General features: G+C 35.5%; 13 protein-coding genes. 3 read left to right on the top strand and 10 right to left on the bottom strand.

The features are described 5' to 3' along the window. Nucleotides 1–654: 654 nt before the first annotated feature. The 8 genes from Q5N69_RS18095 to cas1f all read right to left on the bottom strand — a co-directional run bounded on the left by Q5N69_RS18095 (nt 655) and on the right by cas1f (nt 8,639). Nucleotides 655–978 (bottom strand): type II toxin-antitoxin system RelE/ParE family toxin, encoded by a 324-nt coding sequence (locus Q5N69_RS18095; RefSeq protein ID WP_304370486.1) that lies wholly within the window; start codon nt 976–978, stop codon nt 655–657. Next, on the bottom strand, nt 978–1,250 hold the full coding sequence (locus tag Q5N69_RS18090; RefSeq protein WP_304370485.1) for a type II toxin-antitoxin system Phd/YefM family antitoxin: 273 nt from the start codon (nt 1,248–1,250) through the stop codon (nt 978–980). The genes Q5N69_RS18095 and Q5N69_RS18090 overlap by 1 nt, the downstream gene beginning before the upstream one ends. A 103-nt stretch (nt 1,251–1,353) precedes the next feature. Then, the gene (gene cas6f, locus Q5N69_RS18085) at nt 1,354–1,905 is read right to left on the bottom strand and encodes a type I-F CRISPR-associated endoribonuclease Cas6/Csy4 (protein WP_304370484.1); all 552 of its coding nucleotides are present in this window, start codon (nt 1,903–1,905) and stop codon (nt 1,354–1,356) included. A gap of 12 nt (nt 1,906–1,917) precedes the next feature. Continuing rightward, entirely contained in the window at nt 1,918–2,922 is a 1,005-nt protein-coding gene (cas5fv, locus tag Q5N69_RS18080) for a type I-Fv CRISPR-associated protein Cas5fv (RefSeq protein ID WP_304370483.1), read from the bottom strand. 15 nt (nt 2,923–2,937) lie between these two features. Continuing rightward, nucleotides 2,938–3,894, bottom strand: coding sequence for a type I-Fv CRISPR-associated protein Cas7fv (gene cas7fv, locus Q5N69_RS18075; RefSeq protein WP_304370482.1), 957 nt, complete (start codon nt 3,892–3,894; stop codon nt 2,938–2,940). Between the two features lie 2 nt (nt 3,895–3,896). Further along, complete coding sequence (locus Q5N69_RS18070; protein ID WP_304370481.1) at nt 3,897–6,845, bottom strand: CRISPR-associated endonuclease Cas3''; 2,949 nt, start codon at nt 6,843–6,845, stop codon at nt 3,897–3,899. After that, nucleotides 6,842–7,657: a KilA-N domain-containing protein gene (locus tag Q5N69_RS18065; protein ID WP_304370480.1), complete on the bottom strand. Its 816-nt coding sequence runs from the start codon at nt 7,655–7,657 to the stop codon at nt 6,842–6,844. The genes Q5N69_RS18070 and Q5N69_RS18065 overlap by 4 nt, the downstream gene beginning before the upstream one ends. Beyond that, nucleotides 7,650–8,639: a type I-F CRISPR-associated endonuclease Cas1f gene (gene cas1f, locus Q5N69_RS18060; protein WP_304370479.1), complete on the bottom strand. Its 990-nt coding sequence runs from the start codon at nt 8,637–8,639 to the stop codon at nt 7,650–7,652. Before cas1f ends, Q5N69_RS18065 begins: the two co-directional genes overlap by 8 nt. Nucleotides 8,640–8,933: 294 nt before the next feature. Here cas1f and sbcB point away from each other — a divergent pair, with 294 nt between their 5' ends. The 3 genes from sbcB to Q5N69_RS18045 all read left to right on the top strand — a co-directional run bounded on the left by sbcB (nt 8,934) and on the right by Q5N69_RS18045 (nt 11,426). Then, a complete protein-coding gene (gene sbcB, locus Q5N69_RS18055) occupies nt 8,934–10,373 on the top strand; it encodes an exodeoxyribonuclease I (protein WP_304370478.1) in 1,440 nt (479 codons plus the stop codon). Between the two features lie 16 nt (nt 10,374–10,389). After that, on the top strand, nt 10,390–10,884 hold the full coding sequence (locus Q5N69_RS18050; RefSeq protein WP_304370477.1) for a glutathione peroxidase: 495 nt from the start codon (nt 10,390–10,392) through the stop codon (nt 10,882–10,884). A gap of 272 nt (nt 10,885–11,156) precedes the next feature. After that, entirely contained in the window at nt 11,157–11,426 is a 270-nt protein-coding gene (locus Q5N69_RS18045) for a hypothetical protein (RefSeq protein ID WP_304370476.1), read from the top strand. Nucleotides 11,427–11,530: 104 nt separating this feature from the next. On the opposite strand, the gene uvrB is transcribed toward Q5N69_RS18045, so the two are convergent. Both uvrB and Q5N69_RS18035 read right to left on the bottom strand, forming a co-directional pair. Continuing rightward, the gene (uvrB, locus tag Q5N69_RS18040; RefSeq protein WP_304370488.1) at nt 11,531–13,531 is read right to left on the bottom strand and encodes an excinuclease ABC subunit UvrB; all 2,001 of its coding nucleotides are present in this window, start codon (nt 13,529–13,531) and stop codon (nt 11,531–11,533) included. Further along, nucleotides 13,531–14,913: an MATE family efflux transporter gene (locus tag Q5N69_RS18035; protein WP_304370475.1), complete on the bottom strand. Its 1,383-nt coding sequence runs from the start codon at nt 14,911–14,913 to the stop codon at nt 13,531–13,533. The genes uvrB and Q5N69_RS18035 overlap by 1 nt, the downstream gene beginning before the upstream one ends. Nucleotides 14,914–16,023 lie beyond the last annotated feature (1,110 nt).

Raw genomic sequence — 16,023 nt, 5'->3', positions numbered from 1 at the left:
CTGTGCGGCAGTGAACAAGACTCACCAGCCTCTTCGGTGTCAGTAGATTTTCTAAGCTGCCTGTGCGGCAGTGAACATCTGCTAAAGATATTTACAGAAACAAGATAATTTCTAAGCTGCCTGTGCGGCAGTGAACACCTTGTTTTAACTTCATTTCGTTTAGTGTTTTTTCTAAGCTGCCTGTGCGGCAGTGAACACTCTAGCTTTAGAGATTCTGCACACATTTGCTTTCTAAGCTGCCTGTGCGGCAGTGAACTTAACGATAACTTCAAACCTCAAATCAGAGTATTTCTAAGCTGCCTGTGCGGCAGTGAACCAGTGACTATTGTTCCAAATAATCCAGTTATATTTCTAAGCTGCCTGTGCGGCAGTGAACACAACAAGATTGTTGATGCAAGCTCCGCGTTATTTCTAAGCTGCCTGTGCGGCAGTGAACAAACACCCTTAACAAGAGCGCCATCACACTCATTTCTAAGCTGCCTGTGCGGCAGTGAACAATGAAATAATATCAAAAAAATAAGCCACATCAAACACTAAAGCGATTTAAGGCGTTTTACCCTAAATTTTTAGTATGTTTGTAACCTATTAATATTTAACCAGATTTTTAAAGAGCAATTTTTTAGGTTTTCTATAATCAAAATAACAATTAGTACTTTAATTTAGCGAACGGTTAAACACGGCTTTAGCAACACTTTGTTTTTGATGTAAAACTATAAGGATTATGACCTGTTGTTTTTCTATCTTATAAATAAGACGAAATGATTTGGTGAATATTTCTAAGCAACTTTTATCTGTTGAATTTAATTCAAGGGGTAAATGACCTATCAAAGGCTGTGAGCCTAATAAGGTTATTGCGTTATCAATTTCAGAAAGAAGTTTATTTGCAACTTTATCGTCTGCACGCAATATATAATGCTGATAAATATTTTCTAAGTCTTTATTAGCATTGTTAGTTAACGTTACCGTATAGCTAGTCACTATAACCCTCGACGATTGCGTAATTCAGCTAGAACTGTTTTTGCATCATGTACATTACCTTGTTCAATATCTTGATCGCTTTGTGTGATCAACTTTAACATCGCTAGTGTTTCTTGAGTTTGTTCGTACTCTGCAACTGACTGCACTACCATAGCGGCTTCACCATTTTGGGTAATAATATAGGCTTCGCCATCATTCTTTAACTCTTCCGCTATTTTAGCTGCATTGGCTTTTAAATAACTGATAGGTTTTATATGGTCGCTTAATGACATGGTGTTAACTCCAAAAACAAGGCAAGACTAAATATAAACCAAATTTAGTTCTTTATAAATAAGTTATTTAAGCCCATTAGGTTCAATGGGCTTAAATTTATGGTTAAAACCAAGGTACGGTAGCTGTTTTGCTTAGGCCGAATTGATCAAATTCTCCATCAACAGATTTTGTTAACAAATCACTAAACTGAATGTATCGTCGATGTGTATGGTCATTTGAGGTACTTACTAATTCTAGATATGGGTTATCTAATCCTTTAGTAAACATTTTAGCTTTATAAGCTTTAATATTTTCCTCAGAAATAGTACCGCGTTTAATCAAACGATTTAATTTAGCGTTAGTCATAGTGCTTTGTTTACGAGATATTATTCGATATTGTGCATTTTGTGGCACTGGTAATATTGCAGAAAGTTGACAGTAACCAGACAAACCGCCTAACCAGTTTAAACCTTGTAAATCATTCAGCATTGATGAGTTGCTATGCAAACGTATCTTTCGACCTAACAACACCTTGTACTCCGGAAAACTAATACCTACAGCAGTACTTTTTAAATCAAATAGTGCTTTATGAAGCTTTGTATACACTTTATTCATTAATACATTTTCATGCATTTCTGCATCAGGATTTAATTTAATATCAATGTAAAATTCCATACATTATTCTCCTTATATTCGAATGTCAGAAACATAAGCTAATCCCTTTTTACCTAAGTAAAACGAAGATACTCCAGCATTATCAATTTTTTCTTTGAAATCTAATGCAACAGAGCGATCAATATCAATATTAATTTTTAGCGTTCCTCCAGCTTTCTCCATTAGGGAGGTTACTTCCCCTATACCTTTTATTTTTTCTTTTCGAATATATGGATTGCCCCAAATTTTCTTTTTTTCTCCTGAAGTATAGCGAGCCATAAAGTCTTTTTTAGTAAAGCCATTATTTGAAATTCCACTTAAACCACCTGCTTTTGTTTTCGCAGAAGAAACATCAAACTGCTTAGCTAACCTTTCAAGTTGAAGATATAAAGCGGAGCAATAAAGACTTATTGGCAAAATTTCTTCATTTCGGTTTACACCGTTATATTTTTCAAATTTATGACTTAAAAAGTTAAATGCCTCCTGCTGCCTGCCTTCATTGGGAACTGCTTTAAATTTAAAAACTTCTTCAAGTCGTCCAATAATAATCAAAGGGTTATGGTCAATGCTGCGCACAACCTTTTTGTCGTCAAGGATAAAATCACATAACTCATCAAGCTCTAAACTCAATATTCCCCATAATTGTGTAGAGTAATCAGAGCAGAATATTGGATCGTCCACTTTAATCATACCTGTATAAGAATTTTGATCTTCGCTACCCGATATATTTCTTATGTAAGTTATTTCATTATTTACATAATCGGGTTGGTCATCAAAAGTCACCAATGGCTCTATTGTTTGAAAATAGTAAGCAACATTCTCTCTTGCTTGATAAAGCTTCCGTTGATCACCAAGCAAACGATTAAGCACCCCCATTACAGTGTCATGTGACACTGTTCGTTTAATGTAATTGTCTTTATTTTTTAGGCTTGTCATTGAGCCTAAAAATTTTCTACCTGCTTTTGGCAAGGGTTCGTTATTAGAGCCATCTAAAAACGAGTTTCGCCAACTAGACTCATATTTAATTTCAATTTTCATAGCGATAAACCACCTTTATTTTTGATAAAAGTACGTTGCAAATTCATTTTCTGGTGTTACCGCTATGTTGGTTTCATCACGTTTAATTCGCATCATTTTATTACTGTCGTTATAGTCAACCAGTACTTCATCAACATACATGTATGATTTCGCTTGTCGTATAGATAATTCGCTAATTATTTCAATGGTATATTCCACAAGCGCTTGAATTGCATCTTGATTTAAGAGGATTCCTACTTCTCCTTCTTCGAAAATGGTGCCACTACGAACATAATTTTCATGGAAAGTAGCTACAGGCTTTAAGTTAGAATTAAGGGATTGAATAAAATCCTGTACTGACTGAGCAATGCCAGATCCTTGTCCTGCTTTAATACCCATTGCTTCACGATCAAACTTTTTATCTAAGGAAATAAATTGTAATTGTTCAATGCTGATTGATCCATAAGAAATATATTGGGTATCGCCAAAGGTTGTTTTTGAAAAAAATGATGATTTGTCTCTTTCACCTGCCTGTCCAAATTGTTCAAAGTTACCATTGCCTAACTGGTCAACAAAATCTTCTATTAATAAAGGGCTGGTTCTTTTATTTTGACTCGATGGCACTACATAACCGCGCACTAGTCCTGTAATAGAAGCAAGCATGTTGGTTAAATCATCTGTTTTGCTCTTATTGGCATAGTGCACATCAAACGCTTGATCTCTAAACAAGTGATGTCGAATACAGTTTTGGCTAATGTAGAGAGGCGTTTTTTTAAAATCAATGTCTGTCGCTTCTTTGCGATATTTATAGCCTGTTTCTTCTTTTACTTTCCCTGTTAAATTGGTGTAACCACGCAGTTTAGGTAAAGTATGATTGTCTACCGTTTTTCCACCATCGCCTGTTAAGCTGGTGGGACCATTCCAGTTAACTACGCCATGACCTAACGCTTTAATTTTAAAATCAATACTTTTAATACCAGTTACTTTTTTCATAATTAATCCTTATTATTTTTTAGGTTTTTGATTGATATTGCACCTATAGCTTGTTGTTCACATACGCCATAGTAAATAGCTGAACTATGCCTAGCTGTTTCACCGCCAACAGGCAGTAAATCATTTGGGCTATAACTCAGGTAAATTGGGAATTCAGGATCTTTTGCATCATTAAGCAGAATGAAGTCTTTGAAGGCTTTTTTCTCGCCCATAATGTTGTGGTGTTTTTTCATCATGTTCGTTAATAAATTGTCGGTACTATTGCCATAGCCTTGTATTAAATCGCATGATGACGTTAAGTTATCTACTTCATTTCTTTCATCGGTTGAAATGTTATAAGCATAACCTTCAATAAACTTTGGAGCATCTTTATTGCTGAGGTCGCATAATGCCATTTGTACAAATCGGCTGTCGCCTCGAAGTGAGTTACTGCTAATTTTAGCACGCTGTAACTCTTGTTTTTTACGGGTTATCATGGTTTGAGGTTCGCTTACTTTCGCAGTTATTACACCAACACTCTTTTTCATTGCGGCTAACATGTCTTGTTCAATAAACACCAGCGCAGAGGCATTTTTATAAAATGCTTTGTACAGTGCATAAACGTCTTTAATGGTTTGTACTTTTTGGCCGTTATCGGTCGCTCCAACGAGTAGCGCATACCATGCTTTTGCTGAGGATAATTCATTAGTACTAGCAAGAAAACGTCCTAAGGCACTTGAGCCTTTTCCCGTATTTAATGGTTCTGGGATCGCAATGGTATAACGGTTAATGTCGTTGTTTACCCCAAAGCGATCTAAACGCCCCATTCGTTGTAAACAGTTTTCTGCTGTCGTCATTTCTGAGACCATATAATCACAGCTAATATTTAAAGACGCTTGCACAATGGGGCCGCTCCTTAGTAGCTCAAATGTTCTATCCCCATCTCTTTTAAAAGCATCAAATACCTTATTGAATAGCTGTTTTTTATCACTCTTTTTAAATTTTGAATGGAGTAAAATGGCGTTTTCATCGTGCAAATTTTGAATAAAGCTTTTTTGAGCTGTGGTAGCTGTATTACTAATAACAAAGGTGGATAATGTTTGTTTTTGATATAAAGGGTTACTTTGATCTTCTTGGGTTTCGTCATAAACAACAAAGTCGAATTGATATTTCTTGTCATTGAAAGATGCCATTTCAACAACGTCATATTCAATATCAATGTATAATATTTCTTTCAAGTAAAAGTAATTAGGCGTTGCGGATACAAGCAAGGCATTACAACCTTTGCCTAATTCTTTCCTTGACGTGATAAGCTCCGCAAATAGAACATTAAATGCAGGCATATTGATGTATTCGTGATACTCATCAAATATCACATGTGCATTCAAATAATTAAGAAGCCTATCTGCTTTAGTATGGCTGATCACATTGCTTAACAGTTGATCAATGGTTGTAATAACAATATCACCTGTTAATTGTGATTCGTCAGGCGTGAGGTTTTCAAAACTATCAGTGCATTTGAATTCACCTGTAAATAACTCTACTGTGGCATCGTTTAAATAAGGGTTATCTGACGCTTTTAATTCTGAGAACATTCCTTGGCAAATTTGAACTCTAGGGCAAACCCAAATAATTTGTTGGGCATTTCTTAAACCTGCCCATTCAAGTGCTATTTTTGTTTTTCCACAACCAGCGGCTCCTGCAAGTACTTTTACCTTGTCCGTATCTTGTGCTAATTCCTGAGCAACTTGAGATTGTTTTTTACTTCGATCACTGTCAGGAAAATTACCAAGACATTCATTAATATGTGCTGTTAAATCACTTTCAATGCAAACGTAATTGTCTAACTGTTCATTAACAAATTCATTCAAAGTTTTGCGTTGAATATGTTGCGAAAGCTCACTTGAAGATAATGATGAAACCCAACGATCAGCTGTGATTAAACAGGCTCTAACTTCATTATTATTGGCATTTACTCGAACCTTGGTTTCGTATTCACCTAGCTTTTCATATAACCCATACTCTTTGTAGCAAGGTAATGGAGTGTGTTCGTAATTAATTAAGCATTCATCATCGATTTCAGTAGAGAATGATTGTTTTAAAATACTCTCTGAGCATTGGCGATAAGCCATATCTAGCTCAGATACTTTGCTTAGCATTGTGATTGAATCTTCAAAAACTAAAGACCACGCTTTATCCCCTAAACTTGCTTTTAATTTATGATAAATTTTACCGTATGTGTCAAATTCATCTTTGGCTTTTGGTCGAAAAGGCTTTGCGTGATGCCAATAAATAGCATGTTTAATTAACGGTTTAATTGGTCTTATTGCCTGTGCCTTATCCGCTATGCATTGGAAAATAAGTGCTGATATTTCATTATGCCTGGGATGCTTTTCAAAACTAAATTTGGTGTTATCAATGTGGTGTCCATCTTCTGTGTTATAGCTTTTACTTTTCGGATTCACTACCCATTTTTGAAACTCTGAATCTAATTTCCCTATATCGTGCATACAGCCAGCGATAAAAGCGGCTTTTGCTTGCTTCTCCTTATCTGGGTAAAAATATAAAGATAATTGTTGAGCAACTAAACCTACCGCAAACAAATGTTGATCCAAGCGTTGCAATTGGGTATTTGCGTATACCTCACCTTTTACTGGCTTTATCTGCTTAATATCCATAGGAACCTCTTTTCCTGTTGTATTGACTGGAACCACACCTTCAGCGTTGAACTTACTCTTATTCCCCACCACCCACAAAAACTGGCTTCTTGCTCGTGAACGGATCCAATGGCAACTTACTGCGGTGCTTTTGCTTGCGGTTTGGCGTAGCATTTTTTTAACGGTTAATAAGCCATCTTCTGTGATCACGGTTTGCCATGTGTTGTCGCCTATGCGATTGGCAAATGCGTCGAGTACTCGCCTTGTTTTTTTAAGGGCGTTTTTTTCGCATTGACTTACAAAGGTCACCATCATGGTTGTTTTTGATCCAAACTTTTTACAAACGTGTCTGCTAGTAATATTTGCATCTGTGAAATAGCAATGCTGTTAAGTTTTTTTAAACGTTCTGGTTGTGAGGAGTTGTCATTAATAAATACTGCATTAATACTTTCTAAGTTAGCTAAACATACCAATTGCGCGGCACTTGAATAATCTCGAATATTTCCTTCTTGATTTGGATTTTGTTGGCGCCATTGTTTTGCGGTTATTCCGTATAAGGCCATATTTAAAACATCGGCCTCGTTAGCATAAACAAGCTGTATTTGCTCTTGGCTTAAGCTTGGTGGTAGTAATTTTTTTTGGATAGCATCTGTATGAATGCGATAATTCATTTTGGTTAGGGTGCTACGAGCATTCCATGCATACTGAGTTTGTTCACTTTCTTTTAAGCGTTGAAATTCTTTGATTAGATATATTTTAAACTCTGCGCTTATCCACATGGCAAATTCAAAAGCAATATCTTTGTGTGCATATGTTCCACCGTATCGACCAGTCTTAGCTTTTAACCCTACTGCCTGAGTTTCATTTACCCATTCTTTGACACTAATTTTGTAACTGTTGAGTCCTGCTGAATTTTTAATTGTGGCGAATTCGCCATAATTAAAATTAGGATTGTGGATCCGTTCCCATATGCCTAAATACTCAACTGTATTACGGTTTCGTAACCAGTCAGAAATAAAAAACTCGCCATCTTTAGCTTTTAACATATCGGTAAGTGATATGTAGTCATCACTGGTAATTGTAATATTCTCACCTAATATATTTATCACTTTGTTTTTATTATTCAAAGTTCGCCCCTTTGTCTTGTGAGCCTTGCAACGCTATGGCTTTTACTTGTTCGAACATATAGTCGAGGGCTTTATGGTCGGTAAAGGCTTGTAGTATTTGTTGTCTAAATTCTTGCTCGGTGGCGTTTTCTTTGGCACATATAAATGCCCAAGGTAGTACGATAGCGTCTTTTATTAGGTCGGCAATATCAAAAATTAATGCGCCTCGGCGAGTTTTTCCATGCATTACGGCGAAACCATGCGGAATACCTAATACCCATAATGTACATGCGGCCAGGCCATAAGCTAAATAGTTACCGTGATTTAAAAAGTCGTTCGCTAAATCTGTACTTTGGTGTTGTCGGGTAAAGCCGTCTAGCTTGGTATTATTGGCGGCAAATTTGTAAAGTACTTTGGTTAGCTGTGCTTCGGTTAGTAGTAAGTCACTTTGTTTTTTCGCTTGTTCGGTTCGTGTGGTAAACGTTTTTAATGCGGCTTGAATGCTTGTGTCGTTGAAGTTAAAGCCGTTTTGTTTTAAGTCGCCATCTTTTTGCCATACGCGTTTAAGGTATTCAATACGTGCTGTTTGTATTTGTTTACCTGCAGCAAGGCGCTTTGCGTCGTCAAACCAGAATCGCATCCAGCCTTGTAGGTATTCTGTTGGTCGGTATTCGCTTTGTGGGGTCATCCATTCAATGGCGTGCTCTACATTATTTGCCATGTAAAGCGGTGTACCTCCGCCTCCACTAAAACCAACAAGTACACCTGCTTGGCTTAACATGCGCATGGCGGCTTGGGTTATAGATGTGCCGTTACCTAAAAGTAATACGGTGGTGTTTGCGATAGGAATGTTGAAATATTGGTTTTCTTTTTTGGCTTCGGTTAGATAGAGTACTCGACCGTCTTTTTGCATTACTCGACAGTATTCTAAGTAAAATATATTTGCTCTTTTGGAGTGTAATATGGTTTTCAGATCAGACGGAGAAAAACTTTCAGCTACCATAAATTCAAGTATCCTTACTGTTGAATCGTGGATGATTATTGTTATATATAAAATACATATATATTGTTTGAACTTATACTTTATCTATACGTTTTTCAACTATTGATTTAATCATTGTTTGCACTTAACTTTGCTATTTTCCTAATAAAGATTTTAATTCTTAGTTGATTCCACTTACCGCGACAGGGATAATTGAAAATAATAATTATATTGTGCTTAGCGATTAATAACTAAAAAACAATAATTAACTATTTTTACGTTAATACAATAACTTAAATAAAAAAGTGAACTGCAATGAATAATAACGAGCAACCAACAATTCTCTGGCACGACTACGAAACATGGGGAATATCGCCAAAGCTCGATAAACCTTCACAGTTTGCTGGTATTCGAACCGATTACGATTTGAATATTGTTGGTGAGCCAGAGATGTTTTATTGTCAACCTCCTCAGGATTATTTACCTCAGCCTGAAGCTTGTTTGGTAACAGGTATTACACCTCAAAAAGCCTTACAAGAAGGTTTAACTGAAGCAGAATTTGCTGATCGCATTCATACGTTATTTACTCAGCCTAATACCTGCGTTGCTGGCTATAATAGTATTCGTTTTGATGATGAAGTGACGCGTTATTTACTGTATCGCAACTTTTACGACCCTTATGCTCGTGAATGGCAAAATGGTAATAGCCGTTGGGATATTATTGATATGGTTCGTGCTTGCTATGCACTGCGACCTGAAGGTATTGAATGGCCAACTAATGACGATGGCTTAGTAAGCTTTAGATTAGAACTATTAACAAAAGCTAACGGTATTAGCCATGAAGCAGCTCATGACGCAATGAGCGATGTATACGCAACCATTGCAATGGCGAAACTTATAAAAGAAAAACAGCCAAAACTTTACGATTTTATTTTTAATTTAAAAAATAAGAAGCAAGTATCAGAACTTATTGATGTTTATAACATGACACCGATTGTTCATACCTCTAGCAAAGTTTCTTCTGCGCACGGTTGTACAAGTTGGTTTGCGCCAATAAGCTATCATCCAACCAATAAGAATGCTGTTATTGCGATAGATTTAGCGAGAGATCCACAACCATTATTTGATTTAACCAGCGAGCAAATTAAAGAGCGTTTATATACTCGACATGATGAATTAGAAGAAGGCGAATTGCCGATCCCAGTAAAGCTTATTCATGTTAATAAGTGTCCTGTAGTTGCCCCAGCTAAAACATTACTACCAGAAAATGCAGCACGCTTAGATATACCTCGTGAAGTTTGTTTAGCTAACTTAGCTAAACTAAAACAAAATACAGAGTTAAGAGATAAGCTTACTGATGTATTTGCTCAAAGCTATGAGAAAGACGAAACGGTTGACGCTGAACAATCTTTATATGGTGGTAACTTCTTCTCGCATAGCGATAAAGCTCAAATGGAGATTTTACATCAAATTTCTCCAGAGCAGTTATCTAGCCACCCTTTTGAATTTCAAGACACACGTTTACCTACGCTGTTATTCAGGTACAGAGCTAGAAACTTTCCTTACACTCTATCAAGCGATGAGCAACAAAAGTGGAAAAACTATTGTGAAAACAAACTACAATATGGTGAAGCAGGATTATTAAGTATTGATGAGTTTGTAATGAAAATTGAAAACTTAGCGCTAGAACACGAAAACAATCCTGAAAAGATGAAGATTTTAAAAGCCCTATACCATTACGTACAAGCAAATTAATTAAGTAGGTTAAGTTATGCATACCCGAATTTATCAATTTAGCGCAGATGATTACCGTGGCGAAAGAATTGAATTATCTAACTATATTGGTAAAGTTGTTTTGATTGTTAATACAGCAAGTGAGTGTGGCTTTACCGATCAATATAAAGGTCTGCAAGATCTTTATGAAAAATACCATGAGCAAGGTCTTGAGATTTTAGCTTTTCCTTGCAATCAATTTAAACAACAAGAAAAAGGCAGTAATGCAGATATAAAATCATTCTGCGATTTACAGTTTAATATTAAGTTTGATTTGTTTGGGAAAGTCGATGTTAATGGAGCTGACGCTCATCCACTTTTTAAGTTTCTCAAACAAGAAGCTCCTGGCATATTAGGCACAAAAAGTATTAAGTGGAATTTCACCAAGTTTTTAGTGAATAAAGAAGGCCAAGTAATAAAAAGGTTTGCCACCATCACTAAGCCATATCAGCTTGAGAACGACATAAAAAAACTATTAGAGATGAACTGCTAACAATTACTTTTATTGTTAGCTACGCTTATTTATACTTATTAATAAAATAAGCAATTAACACTAAATCGTTTTATGCTTTTATATACAACTAAAATCAAAAAAACTGTATATTAATAAAGCATTAATACAATATTGATAATTTGTTAACAATATTTATTTTCTTTAATATCAATCACTACCGATAAAACTAATCAACTGGTCCAATTTCATCTAATATATTTAATGCAAATATATTACACTATATAAAAGAATAATAATTTTGATGGTGCATTATGAGTAGTAGTAATAAAGATTCAGACTCAAACCTAAATTTAGTTAATGAAGATAAAGAAGCCCAACTTCACAATTATCTTGGCAAGATCATGCTATTTCCTGAAGATCTACAAGATAAAATTATTGAAGAGATTAGTATGCTGCCTATTTGTACCAAGGCTGCAATAAATAACATTCTGGATTATTATTCGAATATTGAAAATACTGAATTAGATGAAAATGAGTCTTATATTGTAGCTGAAGAGCTAAACCGTGTTAGTAAGAAATAAAGTACTCGTGTATAAATTTAAAAGTTTCTAACCTTCATGGTAAAACCTATCACATGTAACAAGTGATAGGTTATCTAAGTTAACATCAAAAACCTCAGCACCTGTTATGTTGATAGCTGCTGATTACGTAAACTGGCAATTTCATCTCTGGCTTTAGCTGCAAGCTCAAACTCAAGGTTCTGAGCATGTTTTATCATCTCACTCTCCAATAGTTTGATTTTGTCATCAATCTCTTTAGTCGACATGATTTTATATGAAGCATGTTGTTCAGCTACTTTTTGTAGCGATGCTTTACTTGTTCCATTACCTAAGCCCATAACATCCGATATCTTACGTCGAACACCTTTCGGGGTAATACCATGGTCTAAGTTGTATTGATGCTGAATACCACGCCTTCTTTCTGTTTCATCAATGGCTTTTTTCATAGAGCCAGTAATTCGAGCCGCATATAAAATAGCTCGACCGTTTATGTTACGAGCTGCACGACCTATAGTTTGGATCAATGAACGCTCTGAACGTAAAAAGCCTTCTTTATCTGCGTCTAAAATAGCAACTAATGATACTTCAGGCATATCTAGCCCTTCGCGAAGTAAGTTGATCCCAACAAGCACATCAAATTTACCTAGCCTGAAGTCTCTGATAATTTCTACACGTTCAACAGTATCAACATCAGAATGAAGATATCGAGTTTTAATACCGTGCTCGTCTAAGTAATCTGTTAAGTCTTCAGCCATACGCTTAGTTAAGGTTGTTGCTAGTACCCTTTCCTCAATCACAATACGTTTACGTATTTCAGAGAGTAAATCATCAACTTGAGTTTCAACTGGGCGTACTTCAATTACTGGATCTAATAGCCCTGTTGGACGAACAACTTGCTGAGCAATATCATCGCCTGACTTTTCAACTTCATAGTTACTAGGTGTGGCTGAAACATAAATAGTTTGAGGCGCTAATGCTTCAAACTCTTCAAATTTCATAGGTCTGTTATCAAGTGCTGAGGGTAATCTAAAACCGTATTCAACAAGGTTTTCTTTTCTTGAGCGATCGCCTTTATACATAGCACCAATTTGAGGAACCGTTACATGAGATTCATCAATAATTAACAGACCATCACTAGGTAAATAATCGAATAATGTTGGCGGCGCTTCACCATTGCCCCTACCTGACAAATAGCGTGAGTAGTTTTCTATACCCGAGCAATAACCTAATTCAGTCATCATTTCTATATCAAACTGGGTACGCTGCATAATGCGCTGCTCTTCAACCAGTTTATTATTTTCTTTTAACTGGGCGGATCTGTCTTTAAGTTCAATTTTAATGTTTTCAACGGCCGCTAAAATTTTCTCGCGCGGAGTGGCATAGTGTGTTTTAGGATAAATAGTAACTCGCTGTAAAGTTTTTTCAATTTGTCCTGTAAGCGGATCAAACTGTCTTATTTGTTCTATTTCTTCATCAAATAACTCAATACGTACTGCTAATCGGTCTGATTCGGCAGGGAAAACATCAATAACATCGCCACGAACTCGATAAGTAGCGCGCTGAAAAGCCACATCGTTACGTGTGTATTGCAGTTCAGCTAAGCGTCTTAATATATCGCGTTGATTAATAATGTCGCCTTGGCTGATATGCAACATCATTTTTAAATAAGAGTCTGGATCACCTAAGCCGTAAATGGCAGATACTGAAGCGATAATAATTACGTCTTTACGCTCTAGTAAAGCTTTAGTGGCTGATAAACGCATTTGCTCGATATGCTCATTTACAGAAGCATCTTTTTCAATAAAAGTATCAGTAGTAGGAACGTAAGCTTCAGGCTGATAATAATCATAATAAGAAACAAAATACTCAACGGCATTATTAGGGAAAAACTCTTTCATTTCACCGTATAACTGAGCTGCTAATGTTTTATTAGGTGCCAACATCATAGTCGGACGGTTTAATTTCTCAATAATATTAGCAATAGTAAATGTTTTACCTGATCCTGTTACACCTAATAAAGTTTGATGGGCTAAACCCGTTTCAATACCTTCAAGTAACTGTGCTATTGCCGTTGGCTGATCACCACTAGGCGTGTAATCAGATACGAGTTCCATATTCTTCATAATTAAACGGATGCCTCTTTTGTATCAACCTTAAAAAGGCCAGTTTCGTACTGTTTATTGAATAAATAATAAGAAATAAATGCCATCAATAAATTACCAATAACACAACCGATAAAAAATCCTGTTAAACCAAATAAAATACTACCTAAATAAGCTATAGGCACGTAACAAACAAATAAACGAACGATGCTGAGCATTAATGTTGTTAACGGCTTGTGTAAGGCATTAAAAGATGAATTCGTTAAAATGATAATACCTTGAAGGCCATAACCTAACGGTAATATCCATATAAATAATTCAATAATCTCAGCTACGGCTTGTTCTTTAGCAAACATACTACTAATAACTGGTGCTAATAAAACGAGAACAACATAAATAAATATCTGCCATAACATAACGAACTTAATTGAAGTTATATAACTTTCTTTTACTCTATCCATCTTTGATGCACCGAAGTTCTGGCTAATAAACGCCGGTAATGTCATAGAAAGCGCTAATACAACCAAGCAAGCAATAGACTCAATTCTTGATCCCACACCAAAGGCAGCAACAGCCTCTTCGCCATAAGTAGCAGCTATAGCTGTTAATATGGCAGCAGCGATAGGTGTAAGCATGTTTGCGCCTGCAGCAGGTAAGCCAATTTTAAGAATGCTTCGACATGAAGAAATAAATACAGTCAATGGTATGAACTTGCCATGCACAAGTTGCTTTTTGTAGACCAAAATATATAAAACTAATGCGGTACCAAACATCCAAGAAATAAAGGTAGCAATTGCGGCACCTTGAATACCCATTGCGGGTATAGGTCCAACACCAAAAATAAGTATAGGGTCTAAAATAGCGTTAACAAGCCCAGATCCCCCCATAACAATACTAGGTGTTTTTGTATCTCCTTCAGCTCGTAAAATGGCATTACCTATCATAGGGCCAATTAAACATACGCTGCCTAAAAACCATATATCCATGTAATCATGAATAAAAGGCAGTGTTTCTTCGCTAGCCCCTAACATTAAAAATGTTTCATCAATAAAAAAGTAACCAATTAAAGATAAACCAGCGACAATAAATGCAGACAGGTATAAAGAAGATGTCGCATTGTTTTTAGCTGATTCTTTATCGCCAACACCTAAAAGCTTACCTATAACAGCAGCAGTACCTATTCCTAAACCAATAGTTAAGCTAATAACAGTAAAAGTAATAGGAAAAGTAAAACTGATAGCGGCTAATGGTTGAGTACCTAATAAACCAACAAAAAATGTGTCTACTAGATTAAACGTCATTAAAAGGATCATTCCGTAGATCATAGGAATTGTCATTCTTTTTAGTACTTGAGGAACAGGATCTTTTAATAAATCAACTGGATTCTTTTTTGCCAATGTTGTCATGGAAAATATAATACTCGTGAGATAAATAACCGGCGGACACTTATTGTAAAAGATAGAACCAGAACCCGCTATGCTTATCTTTTATTTCACGAGATAAATTGTAAGAATAAATAATTAACAGATAGCATCTAGAATAATGCTCACCTGTTAATTATGCGGTGAATATATCAAGGTGTTACAACACGCTTGAAGGGGAATTAACTAAAACCCTATCTGAAAGCCGACATATAATGAGCGAGGTTCACCCGGATTAAGTGCTCAGTTTTAGCTGTTCGAATAAATAATACAATAAAAAAAGCATAATATCCGAATGAATGTGGCAATGATATGGCCAGAACTTGGCTAAAAGCAAGAGGGATAATTTAGGTTATTTCAAAGTATTTATTGAGGTGTGTTTTTTTAAAAAAAAGAAGATGACTTTATAACGGTTCTAAAAAAAAAGCCCTTTACTCTTTTACAAATCAATTCATTTTTAGCCATTAATATATAACATCGCAAAACCTTGAATAGGTAATTTAATAATAACTAGCTCCATATTTCGTAAAACAGGCCTTAATCACACTAATGTTAATTAAAAAATAAAAGAAAAAAACATTGTTTTTTACGTAAAAATAAGATCACAAAAATACAATTTAAGAAAGAAGTTAACATGTAATTGTATAAAATAATGCGGTTGAACAAAAAACAAACCAAGCAGTTTATTTTAACACCAAAATAGTACTAAACCGCTGTTTATATTATAAAATAAAAAATTTTCAAGAAAGGATTGACTTCGCTCTAGCCACTATTCCTTTGTTACGGTTATATTAATTCACACTTTAATACACATAGTTATCCACAGCATTAGTGGATAACTGTAATCAAATAACGTAATAAATCTACATGGTCAATATATCAGCACAAAAAGCGCTTTAAGCTCCCATTTTGATTGCAAATTAAGCAAAAAAACAAATATTTAATTTTTTTAGAATTTTATATTGACAGTTCAGCTACTGCCCTTTAATATTCCGCCCCGTTAACCACATCGGTTAACAACAATTCCTCAATAGCTCAGTTGGTAGAGCAACGGACTGTTAATCCGTTTGTCCCTGGTTCAAGTCCAGGTTGAGG

The organism is Pseudocolwellia sp. AS88 (genome assembly GCF_030551755.1).
Lineage (GTDB): Bacteria > Pseudomonadota > Gammaproteobacteria > Enterobacterales > Alteromonadaceae > Pseudocolwellia.
This window is presented reverse-complemented; position numbering and strand designations above follow the sequence as displayed.

Bases quoted from the DNA above. Each gene is read 5' to 3' on its own strand.
- sbcB (WP_304370478.1), top strand. From the start codon at position 8,934: ATGAATAATAACGAGCAACCAACAATTCTCTGGCACGACTACGAAACA.
- Q5N69_RS18050 (WP_304370477.1), top strand. From the start codon at position 10,390: ATGCATACCCGAATTTATCAATTTAGCGCAGATGATTACCGTGGCGAA.
- Q5N69_RS18070 (WP_304370481.1), bottom strand. From the start codon at position 6,845: ATGATGGTGACCTTTGTAAGTCAATGCGAAAAAAACGCCCTTAAAAAA.
- cas6f (WP_304370484.1), bottom strand. From the start codon at position 1,905: ATGGAATTTTACATTGATATTAAATTAAATCCTGATGCAGAAATGCAT.
- cas7fv (WP_304370482.1), bottom strand. From the start codon at position 3,894: ATGAAAAAAGTAACTGGTATTAAAAGTATTGATTTTAAAATTAAAGCG.
- Q5N69_RS18090 (WP_304370485.1), bottom strand. From the start codon at position 1,250: ATGTCATTAAGCGACCATATAAAACCTATCAGTTATTTAAAAGCCAAT.
- cas1f (WP_304370479.1), bottom strand. From the start codon at position 8,639: ATGGTAGCTGAAAGTTTTTCTCCGTCTGATCTGAAAACCATATTACAC.
- cas5fv (WP_304370483.1), bottom strand. From the start codon at position 2,922: ATGAAAATTGAAATTAAATATGAGTCTAGTTGGCGAAACTCGTTTTTA.
- Q5N69_RS18045 (WP_304370476.1), top strand. From the start codon at position 11,157: ATGAGTAGTAGTAATAAAGATTCAGACTCAAACCTAAATTTAGTTAAT.
- Q5N69_RS18035 (WP_304370475.1), bottom strand. From the start codon at position 14,913: ATGACAACATTGGCAAAAAAGAATCCAGTTGATTTATTAAAAGATCCT.